Source organism: Olleya sp. Ti.3.14 (assembly GCF_038154885.1).
Lineage (GTDB): Bacteria > Bacteroidota > Bacteroidia > Flavobacteriales > Flavobacteriaceae > Olleya.
Map to the genome: position 1 here is coordinate 121,745 of NZ_JBAKAO010000003.1, position 15,118 is coordinate 136,862.

Below are 15,118 nucleotides of genomic sequence, written 5' to 3' on the forward strand. Positions count from 1 at the left end.
TTAGTTTGTTGATTGATACGTGGTAACCTAATAACTAATAATAGCTTTATACAGTTGGTTACTCACTAAGGGTAAAAGAGAAATCTTTTGCCCTTTTTTATTAAAAAAGCGTACTAAATGCTTTTCAATAATTAGGATAATAAAAGCTTTAACTCTGTTCTTTTGTAGATACGGTAGACACCATATTTATCAGGTTTTTTCGTGTAATAGGTTTGATTATAAAATCTGTAATAGCCTCGTACTCTTTAGCTTTTTTAATATCTACGGGATCGATTGAAGAACTAACAATGTATAGTGTAACTTTTTTGGGATATTTAATTTTAATAAATTCATCTAAAAATTGCCATCCATCCATTATTGGCATATTAATATCTAGTAATATTAATTCAGGAACATTTTTGCCAGTTTTAATAATATCGGATAAGCCTGCAATTGCATCCGCTCCATTGTTGTAAACCGTAAAATTTTGACATATATCTGTAGCTAATAAAATTTTTTTAGCAGCAAAAATAAAGATGTGATCGTCGTCAATTAGACAGGCTGATTCAATTTGTTTCATACTTTAAATATATAGAAAATATGGTTCCCTTGTTTATTTTGCTTTTTACTTTAACTTTACCATGCATGGCTTCAATTTGGTTTTTTGTAATATATAAGCCTAATCCTTTAGCGTCTTTGTGGTTATGAAAAGTTTTGTATAACCCAAAAATTTTGTCTTTATGTAAATTTAAATCAATGCCAAGTCCATTATCTTCAATGTCAATTTTAATATAGTTTTTTGTTTGCTCTGCGCTTAAATTTATTTTAGGAGTTCTATCCTGATGTCTGTATTTTAGGGCATTGGATATAAAATTAAATAAAATGCTATCCAAATAAGCAGGTATTGCTAAAACATAGATATCCTCTTCTATATCTATATTAATTATGGCTTTGGTTTCTTTAATTTCTGCGCTAAAGTTTGCTAAAGCTTTTTTTGTGTAATCTAAAAGATTGGAAGGTTGCAAATCATCGTTATTATCTGCGCTAATGGTAGATACTTCGTTTAGGTTATCAATGGTTTCGCTTAGTTTATTTACAGCTTCTAATATTAATGGGACATATTCGTTATTTGTAGCTTCAGGAACCTCTGTATACATTAAATCTAATAACATTTCTATGTTTCCAGAATGTGATCTTAAGTTATGAGATAATATATGTGCAAAATTAAGTAACCTTTCATTTTGCTGTTTTGTAGTTTTTAACAGTAACTCTACTTTTTTACTAGCAATTGTTCTTTTTGTTATATCAATAAGGTGAAATATAAAATGTACAGGTTTATAGTTTTCATCTCTTAAAATAGAAACGGACAATAAGCAATTTATTATGGATTTATCTTTTTTAATGTATCGTATTTCACACTGAAACTTATTGCTTTTACCTGCGACTAAATCTTTTGAGTTTTGTGGTACTAAATCGACATCTTCAGGATGCGACAAAGTATTTATAGGGAAGCCAGTAAGCTCCTCTTTAGTGTAGCCTAAATAGTCGCTAAAGCTATTGTTTAATGTTAGTATTTGACCATCCAAATTAATTGATGCCATAGCATTAGGTGCGTTGTCAAACGTGGTTCTAATTAGTTCTTCCTTTAGTTTAAGTTCTAAAAGTGTGTTGTTTTTTTCGGTAATATCCTGAATGACACCTATAACTTTTTCAGTTTTATTATTTTGTATAACAGGATAAGCTACAATACGTACCCATTTAATATTGTTTTTTGCGGTTTTTAGTTGTACCTCATTATCATAAGGTTCTTGATTTTTAATAGCGCGATCAAATAGGATGCTTATTAATTCTCTGTCATAACCTTCTAAAAAAAAGTTGATACCTTCTTCTAAACTTGGTTTGTATTCTGGCTCTACTTCGTGGATAGTTCTAGTCATGGCGCTCCATGTAGCTTTATTGGTTTGGAGATTAACTTCCCAAGACCCAATAGCTATATCTCTTTGTAAAGAGTCCATGTAGGTGTAACTAATATTGTTTTTAGTTGTATGTTTTTGAAATAACTGATCGTAAAGTTCTTTCATGTAAGTAATTGTTCAGTACTAATAAGTTAGGGCTTATTGAGTGTAATTTGTTGATTTTTAGTGTCTGAGTGTATTTTAAAGTAAATATAATAATAAGCATCTGTTAAAAGGAATATTTATCAGTTAAAATAACAAATCACAGCAATATTTTAAAATTTTAAATTCAAATTTCACTATAAGACATCGTATGTTTTTTAGTTTTTATTGTATCTGATTATTAATTAATTAGGTTTAATTAAAACAACGGTGAATGTTCTTGTTTAAAAGCAATATAAATTAGTAAAATCGTTCAATAATTAATCTCAGAGCTTTTTTTAATAGAATTTAAAACTTTAGCTACTTAGTATTTGTAACATCTTTTTGTTATTTATTATCTTTAATACTTAAATTAAAATGTAAATGAGTAAACAAATAACTTTAAAAGACGCTATTTCTATAGGAATTGGAGGTATGGTTGGAGGCGGAATATTTGCAGTTCTTGGGTTGGCAGTGTCATTAGCTAAAGGAGGTACACCTGTTGCTTTTTTGTTTGCAGGTATTATTGCGTTATTAACAGCATATTCCTATGCTAAATTATCTAAAAAATTTCCAGAAAATGGAGGGACTGTTAGATTTGTCCACCAACAATATGGTAGCGGGATTTTTGCTGGCGGAATAAATAATTTGCTTTGGATAAGTTATATCGTGATGTTAGCGTTGTATGCTTCCGCATTTGGATCTTATGCAGCCGAGTTGTTTAAAATTACAGGAGAAAAAGCTATAGATGTACGTATTTGTCAAACGTCGATAATTATTATTGCTTTAGCTATTAACTATTTAAGTGTAAGTTTAGTTGGTCGTATCGAGTCTGTTGCTGTTATAATTAAATTGTCAATTCTAGTTGCTTTTATTGGGATAGGATTTTATGGCTTTTATATACATCCAGAAAATTTACATCAATTACAACCAGGTAATTGGGAAAGCCCTTTTTTATTACTTTCTGGAGGAATGGTGATTTTTGTGGCTTACGAAGGTTTTGAGTTAATCGCTAACTCTATTTCCGATTTAAAAAACCGAGAAAAAAATACTGAAAAAGCCTATTTTGGAGCAGTAGGTTTTGTAGTTGTATTATATATATTAATTGCAATTGTAACAGTTGGCTCTTTACCTTTTGACAAAATAGCAAGTGCTAAAGATTATGTTTTGGCGGAAGCTGCTGCACCAACCTTAGGTCAAATAGGATTTACTATTATTACAGTTACTGCATTGATTTCTACTTTTTCAGCCATAAATGCTACTATTTTAGGAAGCGGAAGAGTAAACTATGACATTGCTGAAGATCAAGAATTACCACATTATTTTTGCCATATGTTTTGGGGTAAACCAATTGGCTATTTAGTGACAGCAATCTTATCAATAATTTTGGTTAATTTGTTTAATCTAGAAAGTATTTCTACAGCAGGAAGTGCGGGTTTTTTATTGATTTTTTGTCTAGTTAACTATATAGGTTTTAAAAAGCATCAAGAATTAGAGTCTAAAAGAAGTATACATTTAATAGCTAGTGTCTTGTGTCTGTTAGCTTTTTGTACGCTTATTGTACAGCAATTTGAAACTAATGTTATTGGAGTTATGGTGGCTTTAGGTATTATCTTATTTTGCTTTGTTATGGAATGGGTTTATAAAACGTTGGGTTTTAAAAAGTAATTATCTAATCTCTAAAAACTGGCTTCTCAAATAATAACCATTTAAAACGTAATCCAATTTCGTTAAAAGTAAAACCAGCAGCAGTTGCAGATGCAATGTTACTTCGTGTACCAAAAAGGTTAGCCATACAGCGCTCTGAGAATTTATAACCTAATTTAGCTTGTATTCTGTAGGTGCTTTGCTGTTCGTCATCTTCAATATACTGTAAACCGGTTGCAGCAGTTAACTCATAATACCATTCTTTTGGCTTTGCGATGTTTTCATCTTTAATAAGGTTTGCAAATACCTCTACAGCATTAAAGGTTTCTGGCGAAAAATATATGGATGGAACTTGGTTTTTAAACGTAATGTATTGATAATTTAAACCTGCTTTAAGTGATGGTTTGGGTAAAATATTATAATATAAAGATGTGAATAATAAGTTTCTGGCATTGCTATCACTTTGACTAGTATAAAAGTACTGCGTAAACCAACCTAAATTAAAATTAGTATTTAAACTGTAGTTTGCGTAAAAGTTGTTTTGTACAATCTCACGATCTAATAACTCGGCATTAAAACTTTGTAATTCGCGTTTATAACCTACGGTTAAATCTTGCAGCTTAAAAGGTTTAATATTAAAGGACAAGTCTGTTAATAATTGTGTGTAGTCATTAGTGGTTGCTTTTGCAGACGTTAAACCAGCAGTTCCTTTAAAAGTTAAGTTTGGTAATAATTGGTAGGATATTCCTGCACTAAAATCGTGAGAGGTTGCTTCGTTATTTGTTACTGCATTAGTGGTGCTTCTGTAATTGTAGCTTCCTAATATTTTAAACTTAGTAGAAAACGGAAACTCTAGATTGTTGTTTACTGCAAACGCTTCATTATCTCCATTATCAAAGGTGTATGATGTTTTTCCTTCGTAAAAAGGGGTAAACGTTGTGTTGAGGTTTTTTATAAAGTTAGTTGCATCTTTTTGATTGTCGTAAAACTTCAAGGTGTTTTCTGCAGAGGTGTAAGCAGCTTCATATTTTCCTAAGGCTTTTAATGCATTTGCGTTTCCTAGGTTACCATCAAAAGATGTGCTGTCATTTACCAAAATTTGGTCGTAATCTTTAACGCTCTTTTTAAAATCACTTTTATAAATATTAAGTGTTGCGCGTAAGGCTAAAACCCAATTTTTGTTAGGTTTAGACTCAATTAATTTCGCGATAAGCGTATCTGCAGTTTTATATTTTTTATTCCAAATTAAGGCTTGAGCATAACGCTCTGTAGTTTGTTGCGTTAATGTTGCATCTGTTGATGCCTCTAAACTATTATAGGCTTGTTGGCTTAATTGTAGCGCGTCTTTTTCTTTTCCGTTTAAGTGGGATACTAATGCTAAACCATTTAATGCTATGATTTTATTTTCTGGATTTTTAGCTAAAATATCATAGGTTGCTTTAGCATCGTCTAATCTATTTGCTATTAAATATAAGTTTGCTAAGTTTAATAAAGTGTCTTTGTCGTTATCAAAAAGTGTCAGGTTTTGTTTTAATAAAGCTTCGGCTTCATCATATTGTTGTGCTTGTTGTTTTTGATAAGCATAACCTAAATACATGTATTTTTTAGAGGTTAAAGCATTTGGGTTGCCAGGTAAAACGTCTAAAGCTTTGTTTACATATAGTAACGCGTCTTCATATTCTTTTAAATTAGATAATGTGTTGGCATAACTTAGTAAAGCGGGAAAACTTTTAGGGTCTTCATCTATTAACGTTTTAAAATAGGTTTTTGCTTTTGGAAAGTTTTTATTCCATAATAGGGATTCGCCATAATTTAGTTTCACCTCAAAATCTGTTGGGTAATCTGCCAAAAGATTTGTAAAAAGGGTATTGGCTTGTTCTGGTTTTCCGTTTAAACCAATTGCACGACCATAACATAGTCTAGCAGTTTTATTGTTAGGATGCTCCTTTAGTATGTTTTGGAAAAACGTTTCCGCTTTAGCGTACTTCCCTGTTTCTAAGTATGTAAAGCCTTCTTGCATATCTTGAGCATAACTAAATACAGTAGTTATTAAAAAGGTAAGTAGGGTAAAAAATTTGAGTTTCATGTTTCAGTTTTAAATCAATTGCAAGTTAGGCATTCATATCCATTCATTCATCTACACCAATCGTCCACTCATCGAAATTCAACAGTCCTTCAGAGGTTTGCGTCGCATCTTTGTATCAGAAATTAGACATTAACAATTTAAATATAACAATTATGGCATTAACAATTACACAACAGGACAACACAATTATTTTAGAAGGAAGCTTAAATACTGCAACCATCAATAATTTTACAACACATTTTGGATTTATACTAAACGCATTTAAAAGTGTAACACTAAACATTAATAAGGTTACAGATATGGATGCTTGTGCATTACAAACCTTAAAAGCAATGTATGTTAATGGTGTAGCAAACCAGAAAATGTTTTTTGTTGAAGGTAACAGAAGTGAAGAAATTTACGAAGCATTTGTATATCCACAAGTAGCCTAATTAGTATAACCAACACACCATAATAAGATGCAAGCTTTATCTATATTAAAAACAAAAAAAATATCTCCAGAGCAATTATTTATGCTTAGCGTATTAGCAGTAAATGGAGGAAACTATTTGTACAATCTTATTTTAGGTCGTGTGTTAGGTCCAGCACAATTTGCAGATGCTGCTGTGTTAATTACCTTTTTGTTAGTGCTATCTTTTGTAGCCATGACGTTTCAATTAGTGACTGCAAAATTCTCGGTAGTTTTTGAAAACGATACGTTTAAAAATTTTATCTCAAAAATTTACAAAAACGCGACAATTGTAGGATTAGGTTTAGGTGCTTTAATTATCGTGTTTGCAAATCAATTACAAGCTCTTTTTAATACATCATCTTCTAGTATGTTTACCATTTTTGGAATAGGAGTACCACTTTATTTTTTAATGAGTGTAAACAGAGGTGTGTTTCAGGGTAAAAAAGAATTCAAGTCTTTATCCATTACCTATCAAGCCGAAATGCTAAGCCGATTGGTTATTACGTTAGCTTTAATTTTTTTATTTGACATACAATCATCGGTTGTTATTGCAGTCGGAATTTTACTTTCTTTTGGATTTGGATTAGTGCCTTTTAAATTTAAAAATTTAAATTTCAAAAAAACTATTGCGATAGAAGCAAGTCAATCTAAACAAGTAAAAAGCTTTTTTATTATTACAGCGTTTTACGAGTTTACACAAATTATAATTAACAACAGTGATATCTTATTAGTAAAACATTACTTTGACGCTTACGACGCAGGATTGTATGCATCACTAGCCTTAATAGGTCGTATTGTATACTTTGTCGCTTGGATGTTTGTTATGCTGTTATTACCAACAGTTGTACATCTTAAAAAAGAAGGAAAAGCAACAGCACCAATTTTATTTAAATACGTTGGTTATATCGCAGCAATTGCAACCGCAATAGTTATAGGTTGTGCATTGTTTCCAGAAACTGCAATTACTATATTATTTGGAGATAGTTATCTAACAATGGCGCCTTTATTATGGAAGTATGCTTTAGCAACTGGTTTGTTTGCCATATCAAACATCTTTGCATACTACTATTTATCATTAGATAGATATATTCCTGTGGTAATATCTGGAGTCTTCGGAATGTTGCAAATGGGATTAGTTATCTTTTTTCATGACAGTTTAGAGCAAGTCGTACACATGCAAATAATAGCAATGGTATCATTATTGGTTATCCAAGTGATCTTCTTTGTATTTGATTCTAAAATGAAAAAATAAAAAGTGATTTATTTTATTAGTCTATTATAAATGAAGAAGCTATGGATTTAAACCATGGCTTTTTCTGTTGTAAGTATTTTGCAAGTGGATATTAAAATGTTTATCTTAATATTATATTATAGTAGTCTAAATAATAGTATGTGTTTTGTTGGTTTTTTTCTTTTGAAAGTCAACACGTTAAATGGTAAAACGACACCTTTTTACCATTCGTCTACAGTAACTTGCAATCTGTCTAAAGAGGTCTTAATTAGTGTCTTAAATAACGCAAATTTGTAGTGTATTTAAGAAACAACATATTAAAACACATAAAAATGAAACTAGCAATCGTAACAGCATATCCACCAAGTAAAGTAACATTAAATGAGTACGCTTACCATTTAGTAAAGCACTTTAGACAAAAAGAAAATGTAACTGAGATTGTTTTATTAACAGATAAAACAGAAGGCGCAAAAGACATTGCTTTTACAGAGGATGGTTGTAAAATAACAGTTAAAGAGTGTTGGGCATTTAATAGCTACACAAACATTATAAATGTAACTAAAGCTATTAGTAAGACTAAGCCAGATGCAGTTTTATTTAACTTACAATTCATGAAGTTTGGAGACAAAAAAATAGCTGCAGCTTTAGGATTAATGTTACCATTGGTTTGTAAACTAAAAAAGATTCCTAATATTGTGTTATTACATAATATATTAGAAGAAGTAGATTTAGGATCTGCAGGATTTACAAGTAGTAAAATTATGCAAAAAGTTTATGGTTTTATTGGAACAAGCTTAACAAAGTTAATCTTACAAGCAGATACAGTTGCTGTAACAATGCAAAAATATGTCGATATTTTAGAGAAAAAGTATAAGGTGAAAAATGTGACATTAATTCCGCACGGAACTTTTGAAATCTCTGAAGAAAAGCCAGAATATGATTTGACACAAGGACCTTTACAAGTTATGACTTTTGGAAAATTTGGAACTTACAAAAAAGTAGAGGGTATGATTGAAGCGGTTGAAAAAGTAAGAGCTTCAACTGGATTAGATCTAGAAGTTGTAATAGCAGGAACAGACAACCCAAATGTGCCAGGTTATTTAGCAAAAGTACAAGAAGATTATAAGCATGTGCCACAAGTACGTTTTACAGGTTATGTAGAAGAATTTGAAGTGCCAACCTTGTTTAAAGAAAGTGCAGTAGTTGTATTTCCATACACGTCAACAACAGGAAGCTCTGGTGTTTTACATCAAGCAGGAAGTTATGGTAAAGCTGTTGTTATGCCAGATTTAGGTGACCTTGCATTATTAGTAAAGGATGAAGGTTATAAAGGTGAATTTTTTGAGCCTACTTCTGTAGAAAGTTTAGCAAGTGCAATTGAGGCAATAGTAACAAATGAAGCACACAGAATAGCTTTAGGTAAAGCAAACTACGAAGCTGCAACAGCTTACCCAATGGAAAAAATTGCAGATATGTACCTTAATAACTTTGATACTATCATTGCAACTAAATCACCAAAAAAAGCCCTAAGAAAAATGAGTCAAAAAGCAGTGGTTTTAGAGCCAGCTTCAGCAGAATAATACTAGTAAATTACGATACCTTTTTTGTCCCAAACAAATAAATATCTCATATTGATTTAGCAAATATAGTTTTATACAATCTCAAATTAACCTACTTAATTTGAGGTTTTTGCTTTTATAAAACTATTTAAACAGCTATCTACTACTACTACTACTACTACTACTACTACTAGTTAGTAATATATTTAAACGATGCCTTTTTTACACCATTTTTATCAATAAACCCAAAGTGTTTTTGGGTATTTCTACGCCAAGGTCTGCTACCTACAACAGCTTTTGGTACGTCTACAAAATCATACAACGTCCAAGACATAAATTGTAAATTATTAGCAGCAATAATCTCTTGTATTTTTTTATGGTAATTAGCTTGATCCTCTTTATTGCTTCCTAAAGGTTTCCAAAAACCATTGTAAGATGACATTCCAAACTCTTGTAATACTAATGGTTTGTTTGGTATTTGGTTTTGCATTGTTTTTATAGCAGCATCCAATTTGCTTAAGCCTTCATAATAATGAAACGAAACAATATCTACCTTATCTTTTAAAATGGGTGCACTTTGGGTGTTTGACCAACCAATAGTTACAGGATGTACCTTATCTATAGATTTTACTAAGTCAATCATATTGTCCAACCAAGCGATAACCATATCTTTTCCTCTAGATTCAAAATCCAGATTAGGTTCGTTTTTAATATCCCAAGCAATAATAGCGTTGTGGTCTTTAAAAGTGGACACTATAGTTTCTGCGTGACGTTGGTTTAAGGTCCAATTCATCACAGAATAATCACCATAAAAATCAAATAACGTAACTACTACTTTTAGGTTTTGCTCTTCTGCAGCATCTAACGTGTGTTTTAGTTTTTCTAATTTTTTAGGATCGACATCAGCTTTTCCAAAGTCATCATATTGCACAAAAATTCTAACCGAATTTAAGCCTGCATTTTTAATGATTTTAAAGTCGTTAGCAATTGTGTCTTTCGCGAAAGCGTCACCAAACATATTCCAAGGTGTTGCTTTTGGATAGTAATTAATCCCTTTAATAATTAAACTATCAGTTTCAATTTTTGCTATTTGTGGTGCGTAAGGTTTAGTATTTTCTTTAACTAAATGTCTAATACGCCAAAATCCATCTTCTAGCAAAAACACCATTTTATAAGTTGAGGTCTCTGTTGTTTCTAGGACTAGCTGTTCAGCTTTAAAAACACGTTTATATTCTACAACATCTCTATCTGTGACAACAGCTAACTGTCCATCTTCACTAAAAAATTCTAAAGTAGGATTGTGGTTTAATGTTGTGGCTTCAATAGTTGTGTTTTCAGCTTTATTTAATTCAATAAAACTATATAAATTTTCTCTGGCACTATCTGTGTAATAATCTTTTATACCAGCTGTTTTGTTGGTTTTGTAGGCTACTTGTTTAACATACCAAGCATCTAAATAGTCATTTTGTAAGGCATTTAGATTTTCGTTATCGATTGGTCGACCTTCGTTTTGTAAAGGTTCCCAAATTAATTTTGGAGCATATTGTTCAACTTTTTGTATTTCGGTATGTAGCATTGTACTTCTGTCTGCTCCAGTGTTTAAGTAACTAAAAAGCCCACTAATACCAGATATAATCAAGGCTACAATCATAATATATGAGATTATTAATATGGTACGTAGTATGTTTTTGTTAAGACCTACCATAGTTTTTTATTATTAAAAGTTTTATTTATTCCAGCGGTTTCAACACTAAAACTATACGTGTCGTTTTGGTAAACTGCAGGCTTTAAATTAAAAGTAACATAGCCATTAAAAGATGTTTTTATAATGGTGTCAATAAGCGCATTGTCTTTGTAAATTAAAAGTTTGACGTGCAAGCCATCCGGAATCATTTGCTTCATAAAACTTTGTAATGGACCTACTAAAATTTCACGATTTTGTTTAGCAAAAGCAACCTCAAAATCTTCAATAACGCTTTGGTAACTTAAAGTAATTGTATCGCTTTCTGCCATGCCATCAACATAGGCTTTAATGCTCCAGTTGTCTTTAAAATCAGGATGAATAATTTTTGCATGTGCCACTCCTTCAATTGTAGTACCTGTAGTTTTTAAAATATTTCCACTAGTGTTGGTAATAAAAAAGGTAACAAAAGTACCATCACTAACCACATTATCTTGCTTGTCTTTAATTACTGTGGTGTTAAACGTGGTAACCTGATTTCCGTCTGCGTAATTATGTGGTCGTTGTGCCATAATTTTAAAATCTGTTGGGATGGCTGCCCAAACATTAATGGTAAACTCTTTGGAGTTAACTCCTAAACTTTCCGATGACACTAACATGCGTCCACTTTCTTTTTTAGAATAAATGTTTTTATAAGAAATTAAGTTTTTTGTAAAAATGACCTCTTTTTCTTCTGAAGCTAAAAATTGAAATTTAGCATCAACTTTAGTGTTTGTTGGTACTGGATTATCTAAAGAATCTGTTGGGATAACAACTAACATCGTGTAATCTGTTGCTCCAGCCTCAATACTTGGAGGTCCAATATAAGTTTCCATGGTTGCAACTTCTGCTTTTGGATTTATATTAAATTGACCAGACGCAGATTTATTTTTATCTAATAATATCCAATTGACCACACCAATTTTTTTGGTTATGTTTTCCGGAATTATATATTGAAGTGTACCATCTTCGGCTATAGCCGAAACTAAAGTAGACCCATAACTATTAGAACAATACAATAATGGTTTTTGATCGTCTGAAGCTTTAAATTTTAATACAATAGGCTTGCCAACATTATAATCTGTTTGCGTTGTGACTAATTTACTAGGATTAGTAGCGTCATTATGTTGCACAATAGCAAACGATGATAATAAAATCAGACCTATAACAAATATGTATGTGCGTTTAAATAGCATTAATTTGGACTTCCTATGTAGGTGTTAATTTCTATTTTTATATAACTAAAATCGGGATGATCAATTTTTTGTAATTGGGCATCACTATGATTTTCAATTCTGTTAGGTACTATTTTTCCGGCTATAGCATCGTTTGGTAAACCATTTACAAAAATATTTTTCATATCACTATTTATGATTTTAACTTTACCGTCCTTTAAAATCTGATATTCAAAATCTTGTTTGCGTTGTTGCCTTACACCTTCTTTTACAAATAAATGATCGACCCAAACCATGTTTTTGTTTTCATCATAGTAAGTTACTAAAAGCTGAGGTATTGTAATCTCTTGGATACCACTATTAAATAAGTTTCCGTTTATAATACTGTCTTTAATACTTATGGCACTTAGCACAACGTTTTTGTACAAGTCAGATCCCGAAACATTTCCTGCTGCTTGTAAGTTAAATTTTGTTGGTTGCTCTTCAAACTCAACTGGAGTAAATTCATCTGGATTAAACGTATCTGGAATAGAATCTTGTGTTCTAGACCAAGCAATACCTTCAAAATTAATCCTAAAACTACTAGACTCTTTAGGCATTAATTTATGCTTAACGTGGTACTTTGCATTATAGGTTGCAAGTTGTTTGTTATTATCGTTATACAAGGTGCCTTTTAAAATAACATCTGCTGGGACATTGTCTACATTTTGGACTTCTCCAATAATGGCATAACTACCATCATACTGTACTAATTTAGCAGCAACGACTTCTAAAACAGGCTGTTTTAAAATATCTTCATGATGGGTTGCTTCTGTTGTAATACGCCTACGACCTTGATTAAAATACTTGGTTGCGTTATCAGAATAAAGTTGATCTGGAGGTAAATCGTTATTTAAATCGTCTGGCTGTAAATACCATTTACCTTTGCGTCTTGAAAGGGATTTATAGTCTATTTTTTCAATTTTTTCTAAAGGCGTAATCCATTGACTAGTCACTTTTGCAGAGACAGTACTATCGTTACGTTTTGTAATTTCGGTTTCAATAGCATCCATTTTAGCATAGCTACTTAGTAGACCATCGGTTACCGATATCTCTAGCATATATTGCGCTATTGGCAACTGGTTTTCGGGATCTATTAAGCTATGTGCTTTTTCAAATTCTTTAAAATCTAAAGCATCATAATAGGCAATAATGGCATTTTCTGGACTGCGTTGCGAGTCGTTTTTTAGGTAGAATAAATAGATGCCATAAAACACAGCTACAGCAAGAATTAATGACCAAAGATGCGTGATGCGTAATACGTTTCTATTAAACTTATTATAGGTAGTAGGGAATTTTAAAAATTCGGTAACTGGTTTTATGCGAGTTTTTAAAGCGTTAACCCAAAGCATTTGAATATTTAAAACAAATGCCACTAAAACGGTTAAAAACGGAATAATTCCCCACATTATTTTAACCCATTTGGCAACATCTTCTTTTGGTAAAATTGAAGACACAGGCGGAATGTTTAATCGTTCCCATACCATAATCCCGTTTTCTAATTGTCGTAAACGTTGCCAACCACAAAAGTAGAGTATGGGATCGTAAAACTTATCGTTAGAAAATATGTACTTAAGATTGTATTTCTCTGGCGTTGTTAAAAATTGCTGTAGTGATCCAATTCCGGCAACACCTTTAAATTTTGAGTTTTCTAAACGCTCGATTGGTCGTGTGGTTAATTCTGGTAATCGTCTTGCAGAATGGTAATTACCATCTACTGTCATGGCATTAGTTTGCGCGCTTAGCCAAGCCATTTGATCTCCAAAGCCTAGTGTTAAAAAACGCCATTTATCGTGGTCATCTTGATTTAAAAAATTAACAATAGGCAACATTTTAATTTTTTGAGGCTGCGATGGTCTAAAATAATTTAAACTCATAGTGAAAACTACCATAAATACCATGAGTCCAGCTAATATTCCGCCAATAATACGATGATAAACAGCACCAAATTTAGACTGAATAAGTTCTTTTAAATCACCTTCAACAAAACGATATACAAATTCACCCATTAACGGAATGGATAATATGGAAGCCCAAAGTGTAAATCTATCTAAGGTTAAAATATTAAAAGCAGTTTCGCCTAACATTTTTAGTGGTACAGGAGTAGTTCCTCCAGTTCCTAAAATGGTACAAATAGTTATTGATAGTCCAAAAAACAAGTAGCGTTTGCTGTAATATCTGTAAAAAATATAGGGTAATAATATTAGTAAAATTCCCCACGGAATTAGAAAGAATACTAATCCTGAGGATGTGATTTCTAAGAAATTATCACGAGAACCATGCGGAATTGGAACCTGAGTAATTGGATTGGCTTTGGAGTTTAGCCAATATGGAAAAATACATCCAACGATTAGGACTAGTGACAGCATTCCAAAACTTACAATGCGTTTAAAAAGTTTAAAAAAGCTATTCAAAAATATTTTGAAAGTCACGTCTTTCATGGTGTTGACTTGCTCTCGCGAAACATCCATAATTACCATTCCTATTAAAGGGAAGATAAAAAAGATCATTCCAAAAATTGGTGTTACATGATGTGAAGTTACCGTTACTGCTATTAAAGATAATGAGGTTGCTAAGTACCATTTTTTACCTGTTTTTAACCATAAGTAAATTTCGGGTAAGGCATGCATTAATACAGATACACCAACAATACTAGGTAATTGTCCAAAAATATGAAGCGTCTCTACAAACGATGAACTAAATACTGCCAGTACACAAGCATAACCAGCTACCGTTTTATTAGCGGTCATCATTAATGAAAAACGATAAGTACCAGTCACAAACAGGACAATAGCAATTAACGCAACACTAAACATTCCAAATTTTAAACCACCAATCATAGATAGTAGTCCAATGGATTGATGTACTAAAGGCGGATAACTTTGTACGGTAAAACCTGTGTACCATTCGTAATTCCAAGGTTCAAACCAGCTATTAGCATAATGATCTGCAAAAAACAGGTGTATTAACGCGTCATAAGTAGTTTCCAAAGTAAAAAATATGGCACTACCATGAAACGCCAATGCTAAAAGAATGGCGGTGATTAAAAATTTGTTTGAGGTTTCCTTCATAAAAGCCTAAGCTGTAATAATGTGGTAAAGATAAATAAATATAATAGTGGTTTGATTTTTAATT

The 15,118-nt window shown here is 31.7% G+C and carries 10 protein-coding genes; 4 read left to right on the top strand and 6 right to left on the bottom strand.

Translation table 11 applies throughout. The annotated features are described in order from the left end of the window. Window positions 1-148: 148 nt before the first annotated feature. Complete coding sequence (locus tag V6251_RS06775; RefSeq protein WP_341587535.1) at window positions 149-559, bottom strand: response regulator; 411 nt, start codon at window positions 557-559, stop codon at window positions 149-151. Next, window positions 546-2,060 carry a sensor histidine kinase gene (locus V6251_RS06780; RefSeq protein ID WP_341587536.1) on the bottom strand — a complete coding sequence of 505 codons (1,515 nt, stop codon included), beginning with the start codon at window positions 2,058-2,060 and terminating at the stop codon, window positions 546-548. The genes V6251_RS06775 and V6251_RS06780 overlap by 14 nt, the downstream gene beginning before the upstream one ends. A gap of 399 nt (window positions 2,061-2,459) precedes the next feature. On the opposite strand from V6251_RS06780, the gene V6251_RS06785 reads away from it, so the two are divergent. Further along, entirely contained in the window at window positions 2,460-3,743 is a 1,284-nt protein-coding gene (locus tag V6251_RS06785; RefSeq protein WP_341587537.1) for an APC family permease, read from the top strand. Between the two features lie 4 nt (window positions 3,744-3,747). Here V6251_RS06785 and V6251_RS06790 read toward each other — a convergent pair whose 3' ends face one another. After that, window positions 3,748-5,808, bottom strand: coding sequence for a tetratricopeptide repeat protein (locus V6251_RS06790; RefSeq protein ID WP_341587538.1), 2,061 nt, complete (start codon window positions 5,806-5,808; stop codon window positions 3,748-3,750). Window positions 5,809-5,867: 59 nt separating this feature from the next. On the opposite strand from V6251_RS06790, the gene V6251_RS06795 reads away from it, so the two are divergent. From V6251_RS06795 to V6251_RS06805, 3 genes are all read left to right on the top strand, one after another. Further along, complete coding sequence (locus V6251_RS06795) at window positions 5,868-6,239, top strand: DUF777 family protein (protein ID WP_341587633.1); 372 nt, start codon at window positions 5,868-5,870, stop codon at window positions 6,237-6,239. Window positions 6,240-6,266: 27 nt separating this feature from the next. Beyond that, complete coding sequence (locus V6251_RS06800) at window positions 6,267-7,511, top strand: oligosaccharide flippase family protein (protein ID WP_341587539.1); 1,245 nt, start codon at window positions 6,267-6,269, stop codon at window positions 7,509-7,511. Window positions 7,512-7,822: 311 nt separating this feature from the next. Next, a complete protein-coding gene (locus V6251_RS06805) occupies window positions 7,823-9,070 on the top strand; it encodes a glycosyltransferase (RefSeq protein ID WP_341587540.1) in 1,248 nt (415 codons plus the stop codon). Between the two features lie 169 nt (window positions 9,071-9,239). Here V6251_RS06805 and V6251_RS06810 read toward each other — a convergent pair whose 3' ends face one another. Genes V6251_RS06810 through V6251_RS06820 form a run of 3 tightly spaced genes read right to left on the bottom strand, consistent with a single transcriptional unit; the run spans window position 9,240 to window position 15,054 of the window. Then, on the bottom strand, window positions 9,240-10,754 hold the full coding sequence (locus V6251_RS06810) for a glycoside hydrolase family 2 TIM barrel-domain containing protein (RefSeq protein ID WP_341587541.1): 1,515 nt from the start codon (window positions 10,752-10,754) through the stop codon (window positions 9,240-9,242). Then, the gene (locus tag V6251_RS06815) at window positions 10,748-11,965 is read right to left on the bottom strand and encodes a hypothetical protein (RefSeq protein WP_341587542.1); all 1,218 of its coding nucleotides are present in this window, start codon (window positions 11,963-11,965) and stop codon (window positions 10,748-10,750) included. Before V6251_RS06815 ends, V6251_RS06810 begins: the two co-directional genes overlap by 7 nt. Then, window positions 11,965-15,054, bottom strand: a complete 3,090-nt coding sequence (locus tag V6251_RS06820; protein WP_341587543.1) for a hypothetical protein — start codon at window positions 15,052-15,054, stop codon at window positions 11,965-11,967. Before V6251_RS06820 ends, V6251_RS06815 begins: the two co-directional genes overlap by 1 nt. Window positions 15,055-15,118: the final 64 nt, after the last annotated feature.

Bases quoted from the DNA above. Each gene is read 5' to 3' on its own strand.
- V6251_RS06785 (WP_341587537.1), top strand. From the start codon at position 2,460: ATGAGTAAACAAATAACTTTAAAAGACGCTATTTCTATAGGAATTGGA.
- V6251_RS06790 (WP_341587538.1), bottom strand. From the start codon at position 5,808: ATGAAACTCAAATTTTTTACCCTACTTACCTTTTTAATAACTACTGTA.
- V6251_RS06780 (WP_341587536.1), bottom strand. From the start codon at position 2,060: ATGAAAGAACTTTACGATCAGTTATTTCAAAAACATACAACTAAAAAC.
- V6251_RS06800 (WP_341587539.1), top strand. From the start codon at position 6,267: ATGCAAGCTTTATCTATATTAAAAACAAAAAAAATATCTCCAGAGCAA.
- V6251_RS06805 (WP_341587540.1), top strand. From the start codon at position 7,823: ATGAAACTAGCAATCGTAACAGCATATCCACCAAGTAAAGTAACATTA.
- V6251_RS06815 (WP_341587542.1), bottom strand. From the start codon at position 11,965: ATGCTATTTAAACGCACATACATATTTGTTATAGGTCTGATTTTATTA.
- V6251_RS06810 (WP_341587541.1), bottom strand. From the start codon at position 10,754: ATGGTAGGTCTTAACAAAAACATACTACGTACCATATTAATAATCTCA.
- V6251_RS06820 (WP_341587543.1), bottom strand. From the start codon at position 15,054: ATGAAGGAAACCTCAAACAAATTTTTAATCACCGCCATTCTTTTAGCA.
- V6251_RS06775 (WP_341587535.1), bottom strand. From the start codon at position 559: ATGAAACAAATTGAATCAGCCTGTCTAATTGACGACGATCACATCTTT.